We start from the raw sequence: 23,556 nt of genomic DNA on the forward strand, positions 1-23,556 counted from the left end.
TCACGCGAAAAAAAACGCCACGGAACGCAGGTCCCGTGGCGTTTTTCATTGCGCCGCGCGCGACGCGCGGCACACGCGGGCGTGGACTTACTTCGTGTTCACGTTCGCGGCGGCAACGGCCGTCATGTTGATGATCCGGCGCACGGTCGCGGCCGGCGTCAGGATGTGGACCGGCTTGGCCGCGCCGAGCAGGAACGGGCCGACCGTCACGCCTTCGCCGCCAACCATCTTCAGCAGGTTGTACGCGATGTTCGCCGCTTCGACGTTCGGCATGATCAGCAGGTTCGCTTCGCCCGACAGCGTCGTACCCGGGAACGCCTGCTTGCGGATCAGTTCCGACAGCGCCGCGTCGCCGTGCATTTCGCCGTCGACTTCGAGGTTCGGCGCACGTTCGACGATCAGCTTGCGGGCCTCGGCCATCCGGCGCGACGACGCCGACGGCGCGCTGCCGAAGTTCGAGTTCGACAGCAGCGCGGCCTTCGGCGCGATGCCGAAGCGCTCGATCTCGGCGGCGGCCTGGATCGTCATGTCGGCCAGCTGGTCGGCGCTCGGCAGTTCGTTCACGTACGTGTCGCACACGAACAGGTTGCGGCCCGGCAGCATCAGCAGGTTCATCGCGGCGAAGTGCTCGGCGCCCTTCGCGCGGCCCAGCACCTGCTCGATGAACTTCAGGTGGCTGTGGAACGTGTCGATCATCCCGCAGATCATCCCGTCCGCATCGCCCAGATGAACGAGCATCGCGCCGATCAGCGTGTTGAACTTGCGCATCGCGGCCTTCGCGACTTCCGGCGTCACGCCGTCGCGCGCGCCGATCTCCTGATATGCCTGCCAGTAGCGGTGGTAGCGCGCATCGTCTTCCGGATCGACGATTTCGAAATCGACGCCGGCCTTCAGCTTCGACCCGATCTTCGCGAGGCGCATGTCGACGACCGACGGACGGCCGACGATGATCGGCTTGGCGATCTTTTCCAGCAGCACGAACTGCGCGGCGCGCAGCACGCGTTCGTCCTCGCCTTCGGCGAACACGATGCGGGCCTCCTTCTGCTTCGCGGCCGCGAACACCGGGCGCATCACCATGCCGGTGCGGTAGACGGTCGCGCCGAGCTGCTCGCGGTACGCGTCCATGTCCTGGATCGGGCGCGTGGCGACGCCCGAATCCATCGCTGCTTGAGCCACGGCCGGCGCGATCTTGATGATCAGGCGCGGGTCGAACGGCTTCGGAATCAGGTAGTCCGGCCCGAATTCGAGCGAATGGCCTTCATACGCCTTCGCGACTTCCTCGCTCTGGTCGGTTTCCTGGGCCAGCTCGGCGATCGCGCGCACGCACGCGAGCTTCATTTCTTCCGTGATCGTCGTCGCGCCGACGTCGAGCGCGCCGCGGAAGATGAACGGGAAGCACAGGACGTTGTTGACCTGGTTCGGGTAATCCGAACGGCCGGTCGCGACGATCGCGTCCGGGCGCACGGCCTTCGCGTCTTCCGGACGGATTTCCGGTTCCGGGTTCGCAAGCGCCAGGATCAGCGGGCGCTCGCCCATCGTCTTGACCATGTCCTGCTTCAGCACGCCCGCGCTGGAGCAGCCCAGGAAAACGTCCGCGCCGACGATCGCGTCGGCGAGCGTGCGCGCGTCGGTGTTCGCCGCATAGCGCTGCTTCGACGGATCGAGGTTGCCGCGCCCTTCGTAGATCACGCCCTTCGAATCGGCGACGAGGATGTTCGACTTCGTGAGGCCGAGGTTCACCAGCAGGTCCAGACATGCGATCGCGGCCGCGCCGGCGCCCGAGCACACGAGCTTCACGTCGGCGAGGTTCTTGCCGACGACCTTCAGGCCGTTCAGGATCGCGGCCGACGCGATGATCGCGGTGCCGTGCTGGTCGTCGTGGAAGACGGGGATCTTCATGCGCTCGCGCAGCTTCTGCTCGATGTAGAAGCATTCCGGCGCCTTGATGTCCTCGAGGTTGATGCCGCCGAGCGTGGGCTCGAGCATCGCGATCGCCTCGACGAGCTTGTCGGGGTCGGACTCCGACAGTTCGATGTCGAACACGTCGATGCCCGCGAATTTCTTGAAGAGGCAGCCCTTGCCTTCCATCACCGGCTTCGCGGCCAGCGGGCCGATGTTGCCGAGACCGAGCACGGCGGTGCCGTTCGTGATGACGCCGACGAGGTTGCCGCGCGACGTGTACTTCTGCGCGTCGAGCGGATCGGCGTGGATCGCCTCGCACGCGGCGGCGACGCCCGGCGAATACGCGAGCGACAGATCGAGCTGGTTCGACAGCGGCTTGGTCGGGGTGACCGAAATCTTGCCGGGTTTCGGGTTCAGGTGATAAGCGAGAGCGGCCTGCTTCAGTTGTTCGTCCATGATTGACCTGCGAGAGACATGCGAAATATTGACGACTCAGTACCCAGCACCTTCGGCCGCGTCTGCTTGAATCGAGGGGATGGTCGACTGCGAGACGGCCCGCGACGCACCGGATCGGCACGCCAACGAACCTTGGCGGGTGGCAAGAGGAAAGTACAAAGTACTGAACGATTTCTTAGGGCCGCCTAGTGTACACCCCCTAAATGACCTCCGTTGGTGCACCGCCGCATCCCCGGCATTCGCATCGGATGGTCGCGCCCTGTTTGTTTCGCCGGTGGTGAGCGGCATGGCGAACCCGCGCGAATTCCGCCGAAAACCGGCCTGAATCGGGTAAAATAGCGGGCTACGCGCGCAGCGATGCGATTGGTCCGCCGATCGCGCCCCGGCCCTTCGGGCAGGTTCCCCTTGCTGCGCCACCGGGCCCGCGCCCGCTCCTCGCTCATCACCCAAGGAATGCCCATGACAGGCTACGATCGTCAGTCGATCTCGGATACGACCGCCAAAATCCTGCTCGAAGTGCAGGCGGTGCACTTCAATGCCGAAAAACCGTTCATCTTCACGTCCGGCTGGGCAAGCCCCGTCTACATCGACTGCCGCAAGCTGATCTCGTATCCGCGCGTGCGCCGTGCGCTGATGGAAATGGCGGAAACGACGATCACGCGCGACATCGGCTTCGAGCAGATCGATGCGGTGGCGGGCGGCGAGACGGCCGGCATCCCGTTCGCGGCCTGGATCGCGGACCGGATGATGGTGCCGATGCAGTACGTGCGTAAAAAGCCGAAGGGTTTCGGCCGCAACGCGCAGATCGAAGGCCACCTGGAAGAAGGCTCGCGCGTGCTGCTGGTGGAAGACCTGACCACCGACAGCCGCAGCAAGATCAACTTCGTCAACGCGCTGCGCACCGCGGGCGCGACGGTGAACCACTGCTTCGTGCTGTTCCACTACGACATCTTCAAGGAAAGCGTGTCGGTCCTGAAGGACATCGACGTCGACCTGCACGCGCTCGCGACGTGGTGGGACGTGCTGCGCGTCGCGAAGGCGTCGGGCTACTTCGAGACGAAGACGCTCGACGAAGTCGAGAAATTCCTGCACGCGCCGGCCGAATGGTCGGCCGCGCACGGCGGCGCGACGGCCCCGAAGGAATGACGCCACGCCGGCACGCGTGCCGGCGCACTGGCCGAGAAAACCGCCTGCATGATCGCAGGCGGTTTTTTTTTCGTCCGTCGACCGGCGCGCTGACCGATCGCCATCGCGCGCGACGGTGGGCGTCGCTCATCGAACCCTAATGCTAGACTTGATCCATCGCCGCCATCAGCGGCGCGGGCAACACACAACGCCAACAATGCCGGGCGGTTCGGCCCGGCCCACGTGACGGGAGAAGCGCCATATGCGTGTGGATCGCCGGATCACTCCGCCTGCGCCATCGGGTCGCCCTTCTCCGTTTCTCCTCTCCGCCCTCCTGTGCGCCGCCGTTTTCGCGGTGCTGCCCGCGCGTGCCGAAGGCCCGTTCACCGTGACGAGCGACGACCTGACGCCCGGCGCGCGCGTGCGGCTCGCGAACGTGTTCGACCGCGGCGACTGCAAGGGCGCGAACCGCTCACCGCAACTCGCATGGCACAACCCGCCGCCCGGCACGCGCGGCTATGCGGTCACGATCTTCGACCCCGACGCGCCCGGGCACGGCTGGTGGCACTGGGCCGTCGCGGGCATCCCGGCGACCGTCACGAGCCTGCCGGCGGATGCGAGCGCCTCCGGCTTCCTGCGCCGCATCGGCGCGAGCGAGGCGCGCAACGACTTCGGGACCGACGGTTACGGCGGCCCGTGCCCGCCGCCCGGCAAGCCGCATCGCTACGTGATCACCGTCTACGCGCTGAAAGGCACCGACCTGCGCGTCTCGCAGGGGCGCCCCGCGCCGATGTTCGAGCACGAGATCGGCACGCTCGCGATCGGCACCGCGCAACTCACGGTCACTTACGGACAGTAGCCGCGTCCTGCCGCCCGTTGCGGGTCGCGATTGCTCGCGCCCGCGAATTTCTGTGCGCTGCCTGCGCACATTTTTCCCGTCATTTCGGCTTGCTAGACTCGGTTGCACCGGTCGCGGCATCCCGCCGCGCATCCGGCGCGCCGCCCGAGTACGGCGCGTGACGCGGCGAGCCTGCGGTCCGCCGTTCCCGTCCCTTTCCGGAGAACGCTTCATGTCGAACATCGTCATCGTCTATCACAGCGGCTACGGTCACACGCAGAAACTGGCCGAAGCCGTGCACGCGGGTGCGCAGGATGCCGGCGCCACCGCACGCCTCATCGCCGTCGGCGAGCTCGACGACGCGGGCTGGGCCGCGCTCGACGCGGCGGACGCGATCGTCTTCGGCGCACCGACCTACATGGGCGGCCCGTCCGCGCAGTTCAAGCAGTTCGCCGATGCCACGTCGAAACCGTGGTTTACGCAGAAATGGAAGGACAAGATCGCCGCGGGCTTCACGAACTCCGCGACGATGAACGGCGACAAGTTCTCGACGATTCAGTATTTCGTCACGCTGGCGATGCAACATGGGATGGTGTGGGTCGGCACGGGCATGATGCCGGCCAACTCGAAGGCGGCCACGCGCAACGACATCAACTACGTCGGCGGCTTCACGGGCCTGCTCGCGCAGTCGCCGGCGGACGCCACGCCCGACGAAGGCCCGCTGCCCGGCGACCTCGACACCGCAAAGGCGTTCGGCCAACGCGTCGCCGCGGCGACGGCGCGCTGGGTGGCCGGCGGCCGCTGAAGCACCACCCGGCCGGCCGTTCGCTCGCGCGCCGTTCGCGCGGCAAACGGGCGCCGGCCGCGTCAAACAGCCACCAGGACGGCCCGCGGGCCGTCTTTTTTCGCCCCGCGCGGTGCAGTGCCGCCGGATGACGCCTTAAAATGGCGGTTTCAGGGCGCCGCGGCTCCCGTTTCATTCAGTGAGAGCGAAATGAGCACCAAAGTTTTTGTCGACGGCCAGGAAGGCACGACCGGCCTCAAGATCTTCGAATACCTGTCGGTACGCAGCGACATCGAGATCCTGCGCATCGATGAAGCGAAGCGCAAGGACGTCGACGAGCGCCGCCGCCTGATCAACGCGTCGGACGTCACGTTCCTGTGCCTGCCGGACGTCGCGTCGCGCGAATCCGCGTCGCTCGTCGAGAATCCGAACACCACGCTGATCGACGCGAGCACCGCGTTCCGCACGAATCCCGACTGGGCGTACGGCCTGCCGGAGTTGACCCGCGCGCAGCGCGAGAAGATTCGTACGTCGAAGCGCATCGCGGTGCCGGGCTGCCACGCATCGGCGTTCGTGCTCGCGATGCGTCCGCTCGTCGATGCGGGCATCGTCGCGCCGACGTTCGCCGCGCACAGCTACTCGATCACCGGCTACAGCGGCGGCGGCAAGTCGATGATCGCCGAATACGAAAGCGCCGCGCCGGGCGGCAAGCTCGCGAGCCCGCGCCCGTACGCGCTCGGCCTCGCGCACAAGCACCTGCCTGAAATGGCCGCGCACACGGGCCTCGCGAACGCGCCGATCTTCACGCCGATCGTCGGCCCGTTCCTGAAGGGCCTCGCGGTGACGACCTACTTCACGCCCGAGCAGCTCGCGAAGCGCGCGACGCCGCAGGACGTGCAGCGCGTGTTCGCCGAGCACTACGCGGACGAGGCGTTCGTGCGCGTCGCACCGTTCGACGCGGACGCGAATCTCGACAGCGGCTTCTTCGACGTGCAGGCGAACAACGACACGAACCGCGTCGACCTGTTCGTGTTCGGCAACGCGGAGCGCTTCGTCACCGTCGCGCGCCTCGACAACCTCGGCAAGGGCGCGTCGGGCGCCGCGATCCAGTGCATGAACCTCAACATCGGCGCGGCCGAGGACGCTGGCCTCAAACGCTGATTCAGCATCGCATGCCATGCAAAGCCGGCCACAGGCCGGCTTTTTATTTACCCGTGTCAGGCAATATATAAAAACACCGGATCGCGCCTTTACAAATATTTACAAGCTTTCCATTGCGCGATTACAAGTGAATTAATCCAGCCCCTCCTCATCCAGTCAATCCCGAATAGGGATAAACCGGATACCCGCCGATTTAAACACTGCCGTTATACGCAGGAAGGCGCTGCGAGAGCGTGCCGGGCGTCGCGCATTCCCCACTCCGGCAGCTTTCGGCAGCCTGCCTCGCGTTTAAATTCTTACTCGTTACCTTATTGGGCAAGGATTCAAATCGCATCGCCCGTTTCAATCGCCTTTTTTAGACGGGTTCATCAATTGACAGCAAAAACCCAGGCAGCGACATTAGCTCGCACAATTAAACGATTGGAGACAGCGGCATGTCGCACGCCTTATCGAAGGGGGTGGCAACGGCCTTTGCCATTGCCCCTTTCCTGGTTGCATGTGGTGGGGGGGACTCCGGCGGCGCGCTCGCGCCGATCAATGCGCCCCAATGTTCCGGCTCGAGTTGCGGTACGCAAGGGCAGCCGCCTTCGCAGCCCATCAACGGCGCACTGTGCCCGGCCAACGCGGATATCGTGAAGAGCACGTATCTCGGCGGCGCGGGTAGCGGCGAGATCGTCAGCGTCAACATCGACGCGGTGGCGATGACGTACACGCTCAAGTGGCTCGAATCGCCGATTCCGCTGAAGACGGGCACCGTCACGCCGAGCCGCGTCGGCACGACCATCACCGGCAAGGTCATCCATCCGCCGACCGGCACGCTGCCGACCGCCGAGCAGACGCGCTGCGCGTTCGTCCTCACGCCGGGCACCGGCCCCGCGCCGGACGGCTCGACCTATTCGACGGCCGCCGACTTCAACCAGGCGAACCCGCCGATGCTGCTGGTCGGCATGGGCGTGGCGGGCGGCGGCATTCCCGGCGCGACGATCCAGTACGACGGGCTGACGATCATCCCGGGCGTCGTGCAGAACGTCGGCCAGGTGCCGAACCGTCACTTCGACTTCTATCCGTTCCTCGGCTTCGCGAACACGACGACCGACCTCTCGAAGCTGCCGGGCACGTACAACGCGCTGCTCTATCACCTCGTGCCGTCGGGCAACTACGCGACGAAGGGCACGAACTCGAGCGAGACGTTCGACGCGAACGGCGCGTGCACGTCGAGCGGGTCGGGCGGCTGCCAGACCACCGGCGATCCGTGGAAGACGAGCGCGAACGGCGGCTACTTCGACAGCACCAAGGCGCCGCAGACGCTGCCGCAGACGCAACTGCCGATCGTCGGCGCGACCGGCAAGTCGGCCACCGCGCACATGGTGATCGGCCAGCTCAACGGCGCGACGGTGCCGGTGATCGTGCGCACGGGCAACGTGAACCTCGGCACGCCGCCGCTGCACCTCGACGCGCAGGTCGACGACGAATCGGGCATCGCGGTGCTCGGCGCGGCGACGGCCGTCACGTCGGGCACGATCGACGGCGGCTACGCGGGTGCGGACTCGAACTTCAAGTACACGGCCGCGCTGATCCGCGGCGGCAACGCGTCGTTCATCAACCCGTCCACGCAGGCCGAGGAAGACGGCTTCACGCTCGACTACGGCCAGACGACGCCGGGCCTGCTGAACGCGACAACCACCCCGCCGAGCGGCGCGAGCTACCCGTCCGCGTCGGGCGTGGTGATCGCGACGGGCGGCCTGTATGCGGCGCTGATCCAGGGCACGGTGAACGGCGGCGTCACGTCGACGTCGGCGAATTCGACGACGTCGTCGACCCCGTACTTCGGCGTGGGCGCGCAGATCAGCAAGTAGCGATCGAGGACGCGGCGGCCGGCCTGCCGCCGCGGATGGCAGGGAAGGCACGAAGGCGCTCGGCACGGCGCAGGCAGGACGAGCACGACCAACAGAAGCGGCCGACAGGGAGCTGGCCGCCGCACAAAGACAAATCTGGAGGAGCAACATGAAGCGCAACCTCATTCTGGCGGCGGCCCTTGCCGCCCCCCTTCTTTCCGCATGCGGCGGCGGCAGCGACAATCCGCCCCCGCTCGTCGAAGACCGGCTGTGCCCCGCCACGCTCGACTACAACACCGTGTTCACGGGCGGCGCGGGCAGCGGCGAACTCGCGAAAGTCCAGCTCGACACGACCAAGATGACCTGGCAGGTCACCTATGTCGAATCGGCGGTGCCGCAAAAGACCGGCACCGTCACGCCGACCCGCGCGGGCACCGTCGACAGCGGCACGCTCACGCAGGAAACGCTGCTGCCGACCAACAAGCTGAACCAGTGCGCGTTCCGCCTGAACGGCGCGAGCCTCGATGCGTCGCGTCCGGCGCGCATCTTCGTCGGCTTCGGCGTTGCCGGCGGCACGATTCCCGGCAAGGAGATCCAGTTCGACGGCGTGCTCGGCCAGGCTGCGGTTCCCGACACGAAATTCCCGTACTACCCGTTCATCGGCTTCTCGTCGATCGAAACCGACATCACGAAGGTCGCGGGCACGTACAGCCACATCGGCTTCGGCGAAGTGCCGTCGCAGAAATTCGGGCCGGCGTCGATCGACGCGAAGGTGACGATCAACGCGGACGGCACCTGGACCAAGTGCGACACGACCGGCCAGTTCGCCGGCGGCGCGTGCGCGCAGCAGGGCACGAATTTCGTGCAGTCGGCCGACGGCAGCGGCGCGTTCCAGTCGAACAACTACGCGAGCCAGTTGAAGCCGACGCTGTCGGCCACGCCGCAGGGCAAGGGCTTCATGATCGTCGGCAAGCTGCGTAACCAGCTCGTGCCGATCCTCGTGCGCACGGGGGTCGCGAACCCGAACCCGACGCCGGACAGCAACGGCGTGCCGGGCCTGACCGCCGACGACGAATCGAGCATCTCGATCCTCGCGCCGCAGACGGCCGTGGCGGCCGGCTCGCAGAACGGCGAGTACATCGGCGTCGACAGCCAGTTCGATTACCGGACCACCGCGCTGATCGACAAGCAGGCCACGCTGCTCGATCCGTTCCAGCCGTCGCAGGCGTCGCTCGCGACCGCGCTCGACCTCGACTACACGCAGAAGGTGCCGGGCACGGTCACGACGATCCACACGGGTTCGGGCAGCACGTCGCCGACCGGCAAGTTCATCTTCTCGGGTGGCGTGTTCGGTTTCCTCGACAACGCCGGATCGACGCCGTATTTCACGATCGGCGCATTCGTCCAGTAAGCGGAGGGGAAAGCCGTGATGAAGAAAACCCTTCTCTGCGCGGCGGCCGGCGCCGCCGCCGTGGCGCCGCTCGCGGCGCACGCGCAGAGCGCCGGCAGCAACGTCGTCACGCTGGGCTGGTTCCACATCATGCCGCAGCAGAGCAGCACGCCGATGACGACCAACGTCGCGCCGACGCCGATCAACACGCCGCTACGGCTGCCGCCGTCGTTCACGTCGGCGGGCACCGGGCTGCACACGAGCGGCGCCGACACCGTCGGCCTGACGGTCAGCCACTTCCTGACCGACCATATCGCGGTGACGTCGGTGGCCGGCGTGCCGCCGGTGTTCAAGGTGTCGGGCCAGGGCACGATCAAGCCGCCGGGCCCGGCCGGCGCGCTCGGCACGCAGAACATCGGGCTGGGGTCGGTCAACCCGATCGTGAAAAGCGTGCGGCAGTGGAGCCCGGCGGTGATCCTGCAGTACTACTTCGGGCAGGCCACCGCGAAGTTCCGGCCGTTCCTCGGCCTCGGCGTGTCGTACAACTGGTTCAGCGACCTGCAGCTCAACACGAACTTCATCAAGCAGACGCAGGACAACCTCGGCGCGATCCTCGCGGCGGGCGCGGGCAAGCCGGGCACGACCTCGGTGGAAGCGAAGGCGTCGTCGTCGTGGCAACCGGTGTTCAACGCGGGCCTGCAGTACAACCTCACGGAACACTTCGGGCTGGTCGCGTCGGTGACCTACATCCCGCTGAAGACGACGTCGACGGTGACGATCAAGGCGGCGGACGGCTCGGTGCTCGCCGAGTCGAAATCGGACCTGAAGGCGGACCCGATCATCAGCTACGTCGGGATGACGTACAAGTTCTGAGCGCGGCGAGGAGCCGGCGAATGGCGTGCCGCGACACAATCGCAGGCAAAAAAAAGCCCGCCTAAGTGGCGGGCTGAATCCATATCAGAGGAGACATGGAGGAGACAGTTCCAATCATAGCGAATCGGTTTCCGCAATGCAACATTTCCGTAGAGAAAATAAGGATTTTCCCTCGAATGCGGCCTCTAGTCCGTCGTGACGGCGCCTGACCCTTTCCCATTCTCCCGCTCGAGCACCTCGCCCAGCGCATCCCGCAGCAGCGCGACCGGCCGCGCCAGCCGGCCCGGCAACGTGCCGTGCACGATCCACACGTTGATCCGCGTTTCCAGCCCCGCCGTTTCCACCACCCGCAGCGCCTCGCGATGCGCGCTGCGCGCCAGCGCGTTCGGGGGCGCGATGCCGATGCCCGCGCCGCGCGCCACGAGCGACAACTGCAACTCCGAGCCGAATGCCTCGACCGCGACGTCGAACGGCAGCCCGGCCGCGCCGAGCGCGCGGCTCAGCGCCGAACGCATTCCGCAGCCGTCCTGGCTCAGCACCCACGGAAAACCCGACAGCGTATCGAGCGACAGCGGGCCGTCCGGCAGCGGAAAATCGCGCGCGGCGACGAGCACCGTCGGCTGCGTGGCGAGCAGCGTCGCCGTCAATGTGTCCGGCAGCGCCGCGCTCGCCGGCACCATCACGGTCGCGACGTCGAGCGCGCCGCGTTCGATGCCCTGCACCAGCGCCGGCGACCAGCCGGCCGTCACGCGCAGCGTGAGTCGCGGAAACGCGTCGCGCAGCCGGTCGATCGGCCGCTCCAGCGCGAGCTCCGACAGGAACGGCGGCACGCCGATGCGCAGCTCGCCCGACGGCTCGCTGTCCGGCGCGCCCGCCGCCATCAGCTCGTCGACGGCGCCAAGCACGTTGCGCGCGAGCGCATAGACGTCGCGTCCGGCCGCGGTCGGCTTCAGCGGCTTGCTCTGCCGTTCGAGCAGCGGCACGCCGAGCAAGGTTTCGAGGTTCTGCACGCGCCGCGTCAGGCCCGGCTGCGTCAGGTGGAGCTTCGCGGCCGCGGCGACCATCGACCCGCTGTCGACGACCGCGACGAACGCCTGGAGATCACGCGTATTCAAAACAAACTCGCATAATCATGTTAGACATATTTCAATTGTCGCATAAACCTCGGACACCTACGATGGGAGTTCCTTCGATTTCCATCCCCAGGCTTCCGATGAACTGTCCTGCCCACCGTTGCTCCGCCCCCGTTTCGTCCCCCGTCACCGCGCCGCCCACACTGAGCACGGGCATGACGCTGTTCTTCGCCGCGACGGTCGGCGTGATCGTGATGGACCTGTTCGCCGCGCAGCCGCTGACCGGCCCGATCAGCGCCGACCTGCACCTGCCGCCCGGCCTCGCCGGCCTCGTCGCGATGCTGCCGCAGCTCGGCTACGCGGCCGGGCTCGCGTTGCTCGTGCCGCTGGTCGACCTGCTCGAGAACCGGCGCCTGATCGTCGCGACGCTCGCCGTCTGCGCGGCGGCGCTCGCGCTGCCCGCCTTCACGCAGTCGGGCACCGTGTTCCTGCTTGCAACGCTCGCGGCCGGCGCCGCGTCGAGCGTGATCCAGATGCTGGTGCCGATGGCCGCGTCGATGGCGCCCGAAGCGCAGCGCGGCCGCGCGGTCGGCAACGTGATGAGCGGGCTGATGCTCGGCATCCTGCTGTCGCGGCCGCTCGCGAGCCTGATCGCGGGCTCGGCCGGCTGGCGGGCGTTCTATCTGCTGGCCGCGCTGGCGGACGCGGCGATCGCCGTCGTGCTCGCGCTGCGCCTGCCGGCGCGCACGCCGTCGATCACCGCCAGCTACCGCGCGTTGCTCGCGTCGATGGGACGCCTGCTTGCCGACGAGCCGGTGCTGCGCCGGCATGCGCTGTCGGCCGCGCTCGCGATGGCCGCGTTCAGCGCGTTCTGGACCGCCGTCGGGCTGCGGCTCGCGCAATCGCCGTTCGCGCTCGACCTGCACGGCATCGCGCTGTTCGCGTTCGCCGGCGCGAGCGGCGCGATCGTCACGCCGCTCGCCGGCCGCGCGGGCGACCGCGGCCACGGGCCGGCCGCGCAACGGCTCGCGCACGGCACGATGCTCGCGGCGCTCCTCGTGCTCGGCGTCGCCGGCGCGGGCTGGTTCGGCTTCGATGCGCAAGCGCATCGCGGCGTCGCGCTCGCGCTGCTGGCCGGCGGCGCGGCGCTGCTCGATGCGGGCGTCATCGTCGACCAGACGATCGGCCGCCGCGCGATCAACCTGCTGAATCCGGCCGCGCGCGGACGCCTGAACGGGCTGTTCGTCGGGCTGTTCTTCATTGGCGGCGCGCTGGGTGCGGCGCTCGCGGGCAGCGCGTGGGCATGGGGCGGCTGGAGCGCGGTGTGTGGCGTCGGGTTCGCGTTCGCCGGTGCGGCGGCCGTGTTCGGGCTGATGGCCGAACGCGGGGCCCGCGCGGCGGCGTGGGATCGGCCGGGTGCGTGAGCAAACATGAGCGGGCATGAGCCGGCATGAGCGCGCGTGATGCAAGCGGCGGTGAAGCGACGATGAATCAGCGCCAAAAAGCCGAACGCCCCGCCCTCTCGCGAGGAACGGGGCGTTCGGTACGCCGGTGTCGGCGGGGAATCAGTGCCGAACCAGCGCCATCATCGCGCCGAAGCCGACGAACAGTCCACCCGTCAGACGGTTGAACACCTTCGCGACGCTCTGGCTCTTCAGCGTGGCGCCGATGCGCGTGCCGAACGACGCGTAGACGAGATACCAGCTCACCTCGATCACCGCGAACGTGACGACGAGGATGCCGAACTGCGGCAGCGTCGGCTCGGCCGCGTTGATGAATTGCGGCAGCAGCGCGGCCGCGAACAGGATCGCCTTCGGGTTGCTGCCCGCGACCAGGAAGCCATTGCGGAACAGCAGCGCGCGCGAGGCCGATGCGCCTTGCGACACGGCGTCGACGTCGGCCGCCGGCACGTCGTCCACGCGTGCGCGCCACGCCTTCACGCCGAGATAGACCAGGTAGGCCGCGCCCGCGAAGCGCAACGTATTGAACATCGCCGGCCATGCCTCGAGCACCGCGCCGAGCCCCGCCGCGGAGACCGCGAGCATCAGCACCAGCGCGCTCAGGCAACCGGCCATCGTCGCGGACGAGCGCCGCAGCCCGTGCCGCGCGCCGTGCGTCATCACGAGCAGCATGTTCGGACCTGGAATCGCCGACACGACGAACACCGTCGCCACGAAAAGCCACCACGTATGCAAGTTCATGACTGCCTCTGCCTGGAATGTAGAGAAAACGAACCGCCGATTATGCCGTGCGGGTCGCACTTCTGTCGCGCTCCTGTCGCGTGTCAGCGGCCGGCGCGGCGCAGCGCGACCTCGCCGAGCACCGCGAAATCCTGGTCGCCGCCGCCGTGCGCGAGCGCGTCGAGCAGGCTGTCGCGCACGGCGCTCGCCACCGGCAACGGCACCGACGTCGCGTCGCCGGCCTCCAGCGCGAGCCGGACGTCCTTCAGCCCGAGCCGCGCCTTGAAGCGTGCGGGCTCGTAGCGCCGCTCGGCGATCATCGCGCCGTAGCCTTCGTAGACAGGCCCCGGAAACACGCTGCTGGTGATCACGTCGAGGAAATCGCGCATCGCGACGCCGTGCGCGCCGAGCAGCGCGGACGCCTCGCCGAGCGTCTCGATCGCCGACGCGAGCGTGAAGTTCGCGGCGATCTTCGCGACGTTCGCGTGCTGCGGCAGCGAGCCGAAGCGCCAGGTCTTCTGGCAGATCGCGTCGAACAGCGGTTGCACGCGGTCGATCGCCTCGGCCGGGCCGCCCGCCATGATCGTCAGGCGCGCGGCGGCCGCGACGTCGGGCCGCCCCATCACCGGCGCGGCGACGTAGTCGATGCCCCGCGACGCATGCGCGTGCGCGAGCGATTCGGCGAGCGCGACCGACACCGTCGCCATGTTCACGTGGATCAACCCGCGCGGCGCCTGGGCCAGCAGCGCGTCGTCGAACACCGCGCGCGCGGCCGCATCGTCGCCGAGCATCGAGAACACGGCGTCGCCGCGAAACGCGTCGGCCGGCGTGTCGACGATTTGCGCGCCGAATGCCGCAAGCGGCTCGGCCCGCTCGCGCGACCGGTTCCAGACCCGCACCGTGTGGCCCGCCTTCAGCAGGTTCGTCGCGATCGCCTGCCCCATTTCGCCCAGCCCGATAAACCCGAGATCCATGTCCCACTCCTTCGCTTCGTGAAGCGGCGAGTTAAACACAGATGCCGGCGCGCTGCAGCGCCTGCCGCCGGCCGGGCGCGGCGCGAACCCGGCGCCTGAAAAAACAAAACCCCGCATGCCGGAGCATGCGGGGTGGGCCGACCGATGACCGGCAACGCCGGCCGTGGCGGCGAGCCGCTTAGTTCTGCGTGCCTGCGTCGTTGGTGCCGGCGGCCGATGCGGCTGCAGCCTTCGCCTGGCCCTTCTTCGAACCGTGGTGCTTCAGCTGGTGCTTCGGCTTGCTGTGGTCCTTCTTCATCGGCGCGGAAGCGGGCGCCATCGCGCCTGCCGGCGCCGACGCCGTCTCCTGGGCGAATGCCGAAACCGATGCGAGTGCGAATGCTGCGGCGATGATCGAAGCGAGCGTCTTCTTCATTGTTCTTCCTTTAGCGGAGAAAAAATCAAACGTACCGGTAAGTAAAGATGCGAGGCATTCGCATCGGAGCCCCAGGCCGCGAGGCCTGGCTTTCGCCATTCCGTCGCGACAAAACCTGACGCACTGGTTCCATAACGCACTGCCTTCGCGGCAAGTTGACACGTTGCTTGCATCCTCGGGTTTCCCCGGGGGGAGCGCGTCAGCCGGCGCCGCGCGGGCCGGACGGGTCGCCGCCACACGACGCCGCAAACCGGCTCGCGCGGCGCCGGGGCGACGCTTATACTGGCGTCCATCCGTCCCTTTCCCCGGAAACCGGATCGCGGCCGGTCACACGACCGCCGCCGTCTCGAGGCGCTCAAATTGCCCGACCACAATCTGGACAAACTGAAAATCGACCGGCGTCCGATCGCACCGGTGCCGCGCCGGCGCCGGTGGCCCCGCTACGCGGTCGCCGCCGCGCTGATCGTCATCGCGATCGGCGCCGGCCTCGCCCTCACCGGCCGGCCGACCGTCGACACCACCTCCGTCACGTCCGCCTACCCGTACCAGAACGACACGCAGCTCAATGCGACCGGCTACGTCGTGCCGCAGCGCAAGGCCGCGGTCGCGTCGAAGGGCCAGGGGCGCGTCGAATGGCTCGGCGTGCTCGAAGGCACGCGCGTGAAGAAGGACGAGATCATCGCGCGGCTCGAAAGCAACGACGTGCAGGCGTCGCTTGCGCAGGCGCGCGCGCAGGTGCAGGTCTCCCGCGCGAACCTCGGCGTCGCGCAGGCCGAACTGAAGGACGCCGAGATCGCATTGCGCCGCACGTCCGCGCTCGCGCCGAAGGGCGCGGTGCCGGCCGCGCAGCTCGATATCGACACGGCGCGCGTGAACAAGGCGCGCGCGACGCTCGACAGCGACCAGGCCGCGATCGCGTCGGCCGAAGCGAACGCGCAGGCCGCGCAGGTGGCGGTCGACCAGACGGTGATCCGCGCGCCGTTCGACGGCATCGTGCTCGCCAAGCATGCGAACGTCGGCGACAACATCACGCCGTTCTCGTCCGCGTCGGACAGCAAGGGCGCGGTCGTGACGATCGCCGACATGGAGACGCTCGAGGTCGAGGCCGACGTCGCCGAATCGAACATCGCGAAGATCCGCGCCGAGCAGCCGTGCGAGATCCAGCTCGACGCGCTGCCCGACCTGCGCTTCGCGGGCCGCGTGTCGCGCATCGTGCCGACCGTCGACCGCTCGAAGGCCACCGTGCTCGTGAAGGTGCGCTTCGTCGACCGCGACGAACGCGTGCTGCCCGACATGAGCGCGAAGATCGCGTTCCTGTCGAAGCCCGCGTCGGCGCAGGACCGGCAGCCGGTGACCGCCGTGCAGGCGAGCGCCGTGGTCGAGCGCGACGGCCGGCCGGTCGTATTCGTCGTGAAGGACGACGCCGTGCATGCGGTGGCCGTGACGAAGGGCGCGCGGATCGGCGAGCTCGTCGCGGTGCGAGGCGTGAAGCCCGGCGACACGGTCGTGCTCGCGCCGGGCGCGAAGCTGAAGGACGGCGCGAACGTGACCGTCGCGAAGAAGTAGCGCGCGTGAACGACGCCCCGCCGCCCCTCGTCGAGCTCAGCCACGTCGCGAAGTCGTACCGGCGCGGCAACCAGATCGTGCCCGTGCTGACCGACATCACGCTCGATATCGGCGAAGGCGACTTCGTCGCGCTGATGGGGCCGTCGGGGTCCGGCAAGAGCACGCTGCTGAACCTCGTGGCCGGCATCGACCGGCCCGACAGCGGCGAGCTGCGGGTCGGCGGCCTCGACATCTCGCAACTCGCCGAGGCGCAACTGGCCGAATGGCGCGCGGCGAACGTCGGCTTCATCTTCCAGTTCTACAACCTGATGCCCGTGCTCACCGCGTTCGAGAACGTCGAGCTGCCGCTGATGCTCACGCCCCTGTCGCGCCGCGAGCGGCGCGAGCGCGTCGAGCTGGTGCTCGACATGGTGAATCTCGGCGATCGCACGAGCCATTACCCGTCCGAGCTGTCGGGCGGCCAGCAGCAGCGCGTCGCGATCGCGCGCGCGCTGATCACCGATCCGGTGCTGATCGTCGCCGACGAGCCGACCGGCGACCTCGACCGCGCGTCGGCCACCGACGTGCTCGCGATGCTGCAGCGGATGAACGCCGAGCTCGGCAAGACGATCATCATGGTGACGCACGACGCGCACGCGGCCGGCGCCGCGCGCTCGCTCGTCCATCTGGAAAAAGGAGAGCTGATCGATGGGCACGCCGGCTGACCGGCGACGGGAGCACGCGCGATGTTCGTGCTGAAGCTGATCGCGCGCAATGCAATGCGGCACCGGCTGCGCACGCTCTTGACCGTGCTGGGGCTCACGATCGCGGTGCTCGCGTTCGGGCTGCTGCATACCGTCGTCGACGCGTGGTACGCGGGCGCGGCCGCCGCGTCGAGCGGCCGGCTCGTCACGCGCAACGCGATCTCGCTGGTGTTTCCGCTGCCGGTCAGCTACGAGAACCGCATCCGCGGCGTGGACGGCGTGACGGCCGTGGTCCGCTCGAACTGGTTCGGCGGCATCTATCGCGACCCGAAGAACTTCTTCGCGAGCTTCGCGGTGTCGGACAACTATCTCGACCTGTATCCCGAATTCATCCTGCCGGCGCAGCAGCGCGCCGACTACGACCGCGACCGCCGCGGCTGTCTCGTCGGCCGCCAGCTCGCGACGCAGTTCGGCTTCAAGGTCGGCGACGTGATTCCGCTGAAGGGCACGATCTATCCGGGCACCTGGGATTTCGTCGTGCGCGGCATTCTCGACGGGCGCGACGATTCGACGATCACGCGCCAGCTGGTGTTCCATTGGGATTACCTGAACGAGACGGTACGCAAGCGCACGCCGAAGCAGGCCGACCAGGTCGGCGTGTTCGTGCTCGGCGTCGCGCATCCCGACGACGGCGCGTCGATCGCGCGCAACGTCGACGCGGTGTTCAAGAACTCGCTCGCCGAGACGCTGACCGAGACCGAACAGGCGTTCCAGCTCGGCTTCGTCGCGATGTCGAACCAGATCATCGCGGCGATCCGCCTGGTGTCGTACGTGGTGATCCTGATCATCATGGCCGTGATGGCCAACGCGATGGCGATGAGCGCGCGCGAGCGCACGGCCGAATACGCGACGCTGAAGGCGCTCGGCTTCGGCCCCGGGTTCCTCGCGCTGATCGTATTCGGCGAATCGGTCGTGATCGCGGTGGCCGGCGGCGGGCTCGGAATTCTCGCGACGCCGCCCGCCGCGAGCCTGTTCAAGCAGGCGGCCGGCGGGATCTTCCCGGTGTTCAAGGTGTCGACCGAGACGGTCATGCTGCAGGCCGCATGCTCGGTCGCGGTCGGCTTCGCTGCGGCAATCGTGCCGGCATGGCAGGCGGCGCGCGTGCGCGTCGTCGAAGGCCTGCGGGCGATCGGGTAGCGACGCGCATGGCGATCCCGCTCACCTACATCGCGCGCAACCTGTGGACCCGGCGCCTGACCACCGCGCTCACCGCGGGCGGGATGGCGCTCGTGATCTTCGTGTTCGCGACGGTGCAGATGCTCGACGCGGGCCTCACGAAAACGCTCGTGTCGACCGGCGAACCCGACAACGCGGTGGTGATCCGCAAGGGCGCCGAGACCGAAATCCAGAGTTCGATCGACCACCAGCAGGCCAACGCGCTCGAGATGCATCCGGCCGTCGCGCTCGGCCCCGACGGCCGGCCGCTCGTGTCGAAGGAAGCCGTCGTGCTGATCTCGCTCGTGAAGACGTCGACCGGCAAGCCGTCGAACGTCGTGATCCGCGGCGTGTCGCCGGCCGGCCTCGCGCTGCGGCCGCACGTGAAGCTCGTGGCCGGCCGCCTGTTCGCGCCCGGCTCGTCGGAGATCGTCGTCGGCAGCGCGATCGCGAAAGGCTTCAGCGGCACGCAGCTCGGCGACCGCCTGCATTTCGCGCAGCGCGACTGGACCATCGTCGGTGTGTTCGACGCGGGCGGCAGCGGCTTCGATTCGGAGATCTGGGGCGACGTCGACCAGCTGATGCAGTCGTTCCGGCGCACCAGCTATTCGTCGATGGTGCTGCGCATCCCGAGCGCGGACGGCTTCGCGCGCTTCAAGGCCGACATCGACGTCGACCCGCGGCTGACCGACGAGGCGAAACGCGAGCAAACCTTCTACGGCGACCAGTCGAAGGCGCTGTCGACCTTCATCAACATCCTCGGCATCACGCTGTCGACGATCTTCTCGATCGCCGCGATGATCGGCGCGATGATCACGATGTATGCATCGGTCGCGAACCGCGTGGCCGAGATCGGCACGCTGCGCGCGCTCGGCTTCAAGCGCACCAGCGTGCTCGCCGCGTTCCTGCTGGAGGCGCTGCTGCTCGGCTTCGTCGGCGGCGTCGCGGGGCTCGCGTGCGCGTCGCTGATGCAGTTCGCGTCGTTCTCGACGACCAATTTCCAGACCTTCTCGGACCTGTCGTTCCGCTTCGTGCTGACGCCCGCGATCGTCGTGAAGACGCTCGTGTTCTCGCTCGTGATGGGGCTCGTCGGCGGGTTCCTGCCGGCGATGCGCGCCGCGCGACTGAAGATCGTCGACGCGCTGCGCGCGCAGTGACGCGCGCCGCCGCTCACGCTCGACGTTCGCGCGGCACCCACGCGCCGTGGAACCCGGCCGGCACGCGCCGCGGCAAGTGCACGGTCGCGACCGGCCCGGCGTCGATCGCGCGCGCATCGAGGATCACGACGTCGCTCGTCTCCGTCGCCGCGCGGTAGACCATCACCAGCAGCCAGCCGTCGTCCTCGTCGGCGCCGCCCGGGCGCGGCACGAACACCGGCTCGCCGTTCTGGTCGCCGGCCGGCACCGCGTAGTGCATCGTCGTGCCAAGCGCGTGGTCGAAGCGCATCACGCCGCGCATTTCGGCGTTGTTCGGCTGCTCGACCGCATACAGATAACGGTAGCGACGCCCGGTGCGGCTTTCGTTGATGCGCGGCAGTTCGATGCCGCCGTCGGCGAGCGGCCCTTCGTCGATCAGCCCGTTCGCCGTATCGATCACGTAGCGCCACAGCTCGCCAACCGGGTTGTCGGCGAAGCGGCCCGTGCGTGCGTCGAGCCGCAGGAACGACGGATAGCGCACCGCGTCGAGCACGATGCACGACGCGTCGCAGTCGTACGCGTTCACGACGTGCTGGATGAAACACGGCTCGACGTCGAACCAGCGCACGTCGCCGCCGTGGCGCGGCAGCACGCCGATGCGCGCGGGGCGGTCGTCGTGCCAGCGCAGCGGCATCCGGTGGCCCTGCTTCAGCAGCGAGAAGTCGTAGCCGACGTTCAGGTCGAGCAGCAGGCTGCGGGTTTCGGTGATCGCGAGGTCGTGCATCATCGACGGCGCGCCCAGCTCGATCTCGACGTCGACGCGCTTCACACCCATCGCGTCGATCACGCCGTAGCGCAGCCACGGTGCGCGCCAGTCCGCGCGGAACAGGATCAGCTCGCCGGTCACCGGGTCAACCTTCGGATGGGCGGTCATCCCGCCGTCGAGGCCCGCGTGCCGCGCCGGGACGCCGAACGAATCGAGCTCGGCGGTGATCGCGAGCGGCGCACCGCCCTCGGCCAGCGCGAGCAATTCGCCCGCATGCTGCAACACGTTCACGTTCGGATTGGTGTCGGGCAGTTGCGGCACTTGCCCGGGCGCGTGGACGGCCGCCCAGCGCTGCGTGCGCGCCCAGCGGTTCCGGTAGCCGCGCGCGCGGCCGTCGTCGAACGCGATCGCATGCAGCATCGCGGCCTCCGGCCACCACGACAGCATGTCGTTGCCTTCGAAGCGGCCACCCGGCGGGTTCGGGCCGTTGCGCAGCAACGTGCCGTCGAGTTCGCGCGGAATGGCGCCCGTCACGCGCAGCTCGACGATGTCGACTTCGTCGGCGACCGGCGCGATCGCGCCGCGGTTGAGGTCGAATACGGTCATCGCGTCGGCGCTCCGTCAGCAGTCTTCGGCGGCCGGCGGCAGATCGCCGCGCGCCAGGGCAAGCGCATGGTCGCGCACGTCGTCGGGCCAGCCGGCGATCAGCTCGGTGAGCCGCGCCGCATCGTTCGCATACAGCGCCCGCGCGCCTTCCTCGAAACCGGGCAGGTCGCCCGCCATCGCCGACATGAAGTGGTAGGCGCGCGCCTGCGCGTCGCGCTGCCGGTCGGCCGCCGCGTGCGTGCGCCGCGCGTCCTCGACGAGCTTGCGCAGCGCGACCGACGCGCCGCCCGGCTGCGCGCCGAGCCATTCCCAGTGGCGCGGCAGCAGCGTGACCTCGCGCGACACCACGCCGAGCTTCGGCCGGCCGCGGCCGCGCTGTTCGGCAGCGCCAGCGCCTGCCGGCTCGCCGGCGCCGCCTGACGCGCCGACCGACGGCGCCGCATAGCGCGCGCGGATGTCGTCCGCCGTGCCGCGCAGGTCGAGGTCGATCGAGCGGCCCGTCGCGTCGTCGAAGATCAGGATCGAACCGGGCATCGCGTCGCCGGCCGCCTGCCGGACCGCGAGCGCGACCGTCGCGAGCGGGCCCGACGCGAGCCGCCGGTGGCCGTCGAAGGCCGTGTACGAAGGAAGGAGCATGGAAGAGGTCATCGTGGTCGCCCGCAGGCTGGAATCGGAATGATGCTATTTTTATCCGGGTATTAATTGGATGTCAATATTATCCGGGTAAAAATTGTCGCCAGCATGTTCCGTCCTGCGGAGCCACCGGCTTGCCGATCACACCGCCCGCGCCGACGCCACGATGCCGCGGGCGCTGGCCAGCGCGTCGTCGAGCGACACATGCCCTTCGAACGCGGACGACGCCGGAGGCGGCAGGTTCCCCTCGATCGCGTGCGCGAACTGCACGCCGGCATCGTCCGCGAGCCGCGCGCGCAACGCGGCGACGCGCGGGAACGCATCGCGCTCGAACACCGCGTGATAGTCGGCCCAGCGCGCGATTCCCGTGAAGTACGCGTCGGCCAGCGTGCGCCGCGCGCCCAGCAGCCACGGGCCTTCGCCGCGCTCGAGCAGCGCTTCGAGCTGCCGGTGCGCCTTCAGCACCTTGCCGCGGCCGTACGCCTGCAACGCCGCTTTCTCCGCGCCTTCGGTGTCGTGTTCGTACACGTACCAGAGCGCGCCGAACGCGTTGAAGAACGTCGTGTTCAGCCACGCCAGCATCCGGTTCAGCCGGTCGAAATCCGCGCTGCCCTGCCGAAACGCGAGGCCGCGGTCGAGCGCCTGCGCGCCGATATGGCCGAGGATCGCGATGCTTTCGGTCAGCACATCGCCGTTCGCGGTGACGAACGCCGGCGTCTCGGCGACGGGGTTCAGCGCGAGAAACGCGTCGCTCGTCACGGCGCCCGGCATCGTGATGCGCGACAGCCGATACGGGCGGCCGGCCCATTCGAGCGCGACGATCGAGCCGAACGAGCAGCCGGCGGGAATACCGTAGAGAAGGATCGGGGACATCGGGGAATTCCACAGAAGTTGAACGAGCAGTCATGCTCCCATGGCGAACGATGGCGCAGTAGCCGCTAAAATCGAAACCCGTCGTTTCTCCATGTGGACGCTGGAAATGAATCTGAACGATCTCTACCTGTTCGTGCAGGCGGTGGAGGCCGGCAGCATGTCGGCGGCCGCGCGCCGGCTCGACCTGCCGAAATCGACGGTCAGCAAGCGCGTGGCCGAGCTGGAACGCACCCTCGGCGCGCGGCTCGTGCATCGCACGTCGCGCAGCTTCCGGCTCACGCCGGTCGGCGCCGAATTCTTCGAGCATGCGCGCGCAGCCGTGATCGAGGCCAACAGCGCGCGCGACGCGGTGCTGCGGCAGGCCGCCGAGCCGGCCGGCGTCGTGCGGATCACGAGCTCGGTGCCGGTCGCGCAGCACATCCTCGCGCCGTGCCTGCCGGCGCTGGCGATCGCGCACCCTAAGCTGCTGTTGCAGATTCATGCGAGCGACCGCCTCGTCGACATCGCGCAGGAAGGCTTCGACATCGCGGTGCGCAGCCATTTCGCGCCGCTGCCCGATTCCGCGCTCGTGCAACGGCCGCTCGCGGCGTCGCCGATCGTCGTCGTGGCCGCGCCGGCCTATCTCGCGCGGGCCGGCACGCCCGACACGCCGGCTGATCTCGCGCAGCACGACGGGCTCCACCCGGGCCCGCAGCCATGGCGGCTGCAGCGCGCCGGCGATGCCGTCGACGTGACGCCGCGCCTGCGGCTGCAGGCCGACGAATCGACGCTGCTGCTACAGGCCGCGACGGCCGGCCTCGGCCTCGCATGCCTGCCCGACTGGATCGCTGGCGCCGCGCTCGCGTCCGGCGCGCTCGTGCGCGTGCTGCCCGGCTGGTGCGCGGGCACCGTCACGACGACGCTGCTGATGCCGCACCGGCGCGGCCAGTTGCCCGGCGTTCGCGCCGCCGTCGAATTTCTTGCGCAGCACGTGGCGCGCCATCACGGCGGCGGCAGCACGATCGAGCCGCACGCGTGACCGCGTATCTCGCCTCATCGATTCAAATGCTGAATCGATCAAGTCAGCAATTGG

21 protein-coding genes are annotated in these 23,556 nt (G+C 68.6%); 13 read left to right on the forward strand and 8 right to left on the reverse strand.

From position 1 onward, the window contains the following. Nucleotides 1-87 precede the first annotated feature (87 nt). Nucleotides 88-2,358 carry an NADP-dependent malic enzyme gene (locus HWX07_RS34550; RefSeq protein ID WP_175879254.1) on the reverse strand — a complete coding sequence of 757 codons (2,271 nt, stop codon included), beginning with the start codon at nucleotides 2,356-2,358 and terminating at the stop codon, nucleotides 88-90. A gap of 459 nt (nucleotides 2,359-2,817) precedes the next feature. On the opposite strand from HWX07_RS34550, the gene HWX07_RS34555 reads away from it, so the two are divergent. The 7 genes from HWX07_RS34555 to HWX07_RS34585 all read left to right on the forward strand — a co-directional run bounded on the left by HWX07_RS34555 (nucleotide 2,818) and on the right by HWX07_RS34585 (nucleotide 10,364). Further along, the gene (locus tag HWX07_RS34555; RefSeq protein ID WP_011546659.1) at nucleotides 2,818-3,504 is read left to right on the forward strand and encodes an orotate phosphoribosyltransferase; all 687 of its coding nucleotides are present in this window, start codon (nucleotides 2,818-2,820) and stop codon (nucleotides 3,502-3,504) included. 241 nt (nucleotides 3,505-3,745) lie between these two features. Then, a complete protein-coding gene (locus HWX07_RS34560) occupies nucleotides 3,746-4,342 on the forward strand; it encodes a YbhB/YbcL family Raf kinase inhibitor-like protein (RefSeq protein ID WP_175879255.1) in 597 nt (198 codons plus the stop codon). A gap of 211 nt (nucleotides 4,343-4,553) precedes the next feature. Continuing rightward, nucleotides 4,554-5,126, forward strand: a complete 573-nt coding sequence (locus HWX07_RS34565) for a flavodoxin family protein (protein ID WP_027808335.1) — start codon at nucleotides 4,554-4,556, stop codon at nucleotides 5,124-5,126. A gap of 189 nt (nucleotides 5,127-5,315) precedes the next feature. Next, on the forward strand, nucleotides 5,316-6,266 hold the full coding sequence (gene argC / locus HWX07_RS34570) for an N-acetyl-gamma-glutamyl-phosphate reductase (RefSeq protein WP_175879256.1): 951 nt from the start codon (nucleotides 5,316-5,318) through the stop codon (nucleotides 6,264-6,266). Between the two features lie 434 nt (nucleotides 6,267-6,700). After that, the gene (locus HWX07_RS34575) at nucleotides 6,701-8,122 is read left to right on the forward strand and encodes a DUF2957 domain-containing protein (RefSeq protein ID WP_175879257.1); all 1,422 of its coding nucleotides are present in this window, start codon (nucleotides 6,701-6,703) and stop codon (nucleotides 8,120-8,122) included. A 148-nt stretch (nucleotides 8,123-8,270) separates the two neighbouring features. Continuing rightward, the gene (locus HWX07_RS34580) at nucleotides 8,271-9,512 is read left to right on the forward strand and encodes a DUF2957 domain-containing protein (protein WP_011694100.1); all 1,242 of its coding nucleotides are present in this window, start codon (nucleotides 8,271-8,273) and stop codon (nucleotides 9,510-9,512) included. Between the two features lie 18 nt (nucleotides 9,513-9,530). Further along, entirely contained in the window at nucleotides 9,531-10,364 is an 834-nt protein-coding gene (locus tag HWX07_RS34585; protein ID WP_027808338.1) for an OmpW family outer membrane protein, read from the forward strand. Between the two features lie 185 nt (nucleotides 10,365-10,549). On the opposite strand, the gene HWX07_RS34590 is transcribed toward HWX07_RS34585, so the two are convergent. Further along, the gene (locus tag HWX07_RS34590) at nucleotides 10,550-11,479 is read right to left on the reverse strand and encodes a LysR family transcriptional regulator (protein WP_175879258.1); all 930 of its coding nucleotides are present in this window, start codon (nucleotides 11,477-11,479) and stop codon (nucleotides 10,550-10,552) included. A gap of 98 nt (nucleotides 11,480-11,577) precedes the next feature. Here HWX07_RS34590 and HWX07_RS34595 point away from each other — a divergent pair, with 98 nt between their 5' ends. Beyond that, entirely contained in the window at nucleotides 11,578-12,861 is a 1,284-nt protein-coding gene (locus HWX07_RS34595; RefSeq protein ID WP_175879259.1) for an MFS transporter, read from the forward strand. A gap of 141 nt (nucleotides 12,862-13,002) precedes the next feature. On the opposite strand, the gene HWX07_RS34600 is transcribed toward HWX07_RS34595, so the two are convergent. From HWX07_RS34600 to HWX07_RS34610, 3 genes are all read right to left on the reverse strand, one after another. Further along, nucleotides 13,003-13,638 carry a LysE family translocator gene (locus HWX07_RS34600; protein WP_175879260.1) on the reverse strand — a complete coding sequence of 212 codons (636 nt, stop codon included), beginning with the start codon at nucleotides 13,636-13,638 and terminating at the stop codon, nucleotides 13,003-13,005. Between the two features lie 83 nt (nucleotides 13,639-13,721). Next, the gene (locus tag HWX07_RS34605) at nucleotides 13,722-14,591 is read right to left on the reverse strand and encodes an NAD(P)-dependent oxidoreductase (RefSeq protein ID WP_175879261.1); all 870 of its coding nucleotides are present in this window, start codon (nucleotides 14,589-14,591) and stop codon (nucleotides 13,722-13,724) included. A gap of 178 nt (nucleotides 14,592-14,769) precedes the next feature. Continuing rightward, nucleotides 14,770-15,006: a hypothetical protein gene (locus tag HWX07_RS34610; RefSeq protein WP_175879262.1), complete on the reverse strand. Its 237-nt coding sequence runs from the start codon at nucleotides 15,004-15,006 to the stop codon at nucleotides 14,770-14,772. 360 nt (nucleotides 15,007-15,366) lie between these two features. On the opposite strand from HWX07_RS34610, the gene HWX07_RS34615 reads away from it, so the two are divergent. From HWX07_RS34615 to HWX07_RS34630, 4 genes are read left to right on the forward strand one after another with little or no spacing between them, the layout of a single operon-like run. Next, nucleotides 15,367-16,572 carry an efflux RND transporter periplasmic adaptor subunit gene (locus HWX07_RS34615; RefSeq protein WP_175879263.1) on the forward strand — a complete coding sequence of 402 codons (1,206 nt, stop codon included), beginning with the start codon at nucleotides 15,367-15,369 and terminating at the stop codon, nucleotides 16,570-16,572. A 5-nt stretch (nucleotides 16,573-16,577) separates the two neighbouring features. Next, nucleotides 16,578-17,276: an ABC transporter ATP-binding protein gene (locus HWX07_RS34620; RefSeq protein WP_175879264.1), complete on the forward strand. Its 699-nt coding sequence runs from the start codon at nucleotides 16,578-16,580 to the stop codon at nucleotides 17,274-17,276. Between the two features lie 21 nt (nucleotides 17,277-17,297). Further along, entirely contained in the window at nucleotides 17,298-18,452 is a 1,155-nt protein-coding gene (locus tag HWX07_RS34625) for an ABC transporter permease (RefSeq protein WP_175879265.1), read from the forward strand. Between the two features lie 8 nt (nucleotides 18,453-18,460). Further along, the gene (locus HWX07_RS34630; protein WP_175879266.1) at nucleotides 18,461-19,627 is read left to right on the forward strand and encodes an ABC transporter permease; all 1,167 of its coding nucleotides are present in this window, start codon (nucleotides 18,461-18,463) and stop codon (nucleotides 19,625-19,627) included. A gap of 13 nt (nucleotides 19,628-19,640) precedes the next feature. Here the strand turns inward: HWX07_RS34630 and HWX07_RS34635 are convergent, their stop codons facing one another. From HWX07_RS34635 to HWX07_RS34645, 3 genes are all read right to left on the reverse strand, one after another. After that, nucleotides 19,641-20,978 (reverse strand): carotenoid oxygenase family protein, encoded by a 1,338-nt coding sequence (locus tag HWX07_RS34635; protein WP_175879267.1) that lies wholly within the window; start codon nucleotides 20,976-20,978, stop codon nucleotides 19,641-19,643. Nucleotides 20,979-20,993: 15 nt separating this feature from the next. Continuing rightward, nucleotides 20,994-21,626, reverse strand: a complete 633-nt coding sequence (locus HWX07_RS34640) for a DUF2239 family protein (RefSeq protein ID WP_175879268.1) — start codon at nucleotides 21,624-21,626, stop codon at nucleotides 20,994-20,996. Nucleotides 21,627-21,752: 126 nt separating this feature from the next. Then, nucleotides 21,753-22,484 carry a glutathione S-transferase gene (locus tag HWX07_RS34645; protein WP_175879269.1) on the reverse strand — a complete coding sequence of 244 codons (732 nt, stop codon included), beginning with the start codon at nucleotides 22,482-22,484 and terminating at the stop codon, nucleotides 21,753-21,755. 40 nt (nucleotides 22,485-22,524) lie between these two features. Here HWX07_RS34645 and HWX07_RS34650 point away from each other — a divergent pair, with 40 nt between their 5' ends. Beyond that, on the forward strand, nucleotides 22,525-23,502 hold the full coding sequence (locus tag HWX07_RS34650; RefSeq protein ID WP_175879270.1) for a LysR family transcriptional regulator: 978 nt from the start codon (nucleotides 22,525-22,527) through the stop codon (nucleotides 23,500-23,502). Nucleotides 23,503-23,556 lie beyond the last annotated feature (54 nt).

This window comes from Burkholderia sp. BCC0097, from assembly GCF_902832985.1.
GTDB classification, from domain to species: domain Bacteria; phylum Pseudomonadota; class Gammaproteobacteria; order Burkholderiales; family Burkholderiaceae; genus Burkholderia; species Burkholderia orbicola.

Excerpts from the sequence above, each read along its gene's own strand:
- HWX07_RS34550 (WP_175879254.1), bottom strand. The coding sequence starts at position 2,358 with ATGGACGAACAACTGAAGCAGGCCGCTCTCGCTTATCACCTGAACCCG.
- HWX07_RS34555 (WP_011546659.1), top strand. The coding sequence starts at position 2,818 with ATGACAGGCTACGATCGTCAGTCGATCTCGGATACGACCGCCAAAATC.
- HWX07_RS34560 (WP_175879255.1), top strand. The coding sequence starts at position 3,746 with ATGCGTGTGGATCGCCGGATCACTCCGCCTGCGCCATCGGGTCGCCCT.
- HWX07_RS34565 (WP_027808335.1), top strand. The coding sequence starts at position 4,554 with ATGTCGAACATCGTCATCGTCTATCACAGCGGCTACGGTCACACGCAG.
- argC (WP_175879256.1), top strand. The coding sequence starts at position 5,316 with ATGAGCACCAAAGTTTTTGTCGACGGCCAGGAAGGCACGACCGGCCTC.
- HWX07_RS34575 (WP_175879257.1), top strand. The coding sequence starts at position 6,701 with ATGTCGCACGCCTTATCGAAGGGGGTGGCAACGGCCTTTGCCATTGCC.
- HWX07_RS34580 (WP_011694100.1), top strand. The coding sequence starts at position 8,271 with ATGAAGCGCAACCTCATTCTGGCGGCGGCCCTTGCCGCCCCCCTTCTT.
- HWX07_RS34585 (WP_027808338.1), top strand. The coding sequence starts at position 9,531 with ATGAAGAAAACCCTTCTCTGCGCGGCGGCCGGCGCCGCCGCCGTGGCG.
- HWX07_RS34595 (WP_175879259.1), top strand. The coding sequence starts at position 11,578 with ATGAACTGTCCTGCCCACCGTTGCTCCGCCCCCGTTTCGTCCCCCGTC.
- HWX07_RS34600 (WP_175879260.1), bottom strand. The coding sequence starts at position 13,638 with ATGAACTTGCATACGTGGTGGCTTTTCGTGGCGACGGTGTTCGTCGTG.
- HWX07_RS34605 (WP_175879261.1), bottom strand. The coding sequence starts at position 14,591 with ATGGATCTCGGGTTTATCGGGCTGGGCGAAATGGGGCAGGCGATCGCG.
- HWX07_RS34610 (WP_175879262.1), bottom strand. The coding sequence starts at position 15,006 with ATGAAGAAGACGCTCGCTTCGATCATCGCCGCAGCATTCGCACTCGCA.
- HWX07_RS34625 (WP_175879265.1), top strand. The coding sequence starts at position 17,298 with ATGTTCGTGCTGAAGCTGATCGCGCGCAATGCAATGCGGCACCGGCTG.
- HWX07_RS34630 (WP_175879266.1), top strand. The coding sequence starts at position 18,461 with ATGGCGATCCCGCTCACCTACATCGCGCGCAACCTGTGGACCCGGCGC.
- HWX07_RS34635 (WP_175879267.1), bottom strand. The coding sequence starts at position 20,978 with ATGACCGTATTCGACCTCAACCGCGGCGCGATCGCGCCGGTCGCCGAC.
- HWX07_RS34640 (WP_175879268.1), bottom strand. The coding sequence starts at position 21,626 with ATGACCTCTTCCATGCTCCTTCCTTCGTACACGGCCTTCGACGGCCAC.
- HWX07_RS34645 (WP_175879269.1), bottom strand. The coding sequence starts at position 22,484 with ATGTCCCCGATCCTTCTCTACGGTATTCCCGCCGGCTGCTCGTTCGGC.
- HWX07_RS34650 (WP_175879270.1), top strand. The coding sequence starts at position 22,525 with ATGGCGAACGATGGCGCAGTAGCCGCTAAAATCGAAACCCGTCGTTTC.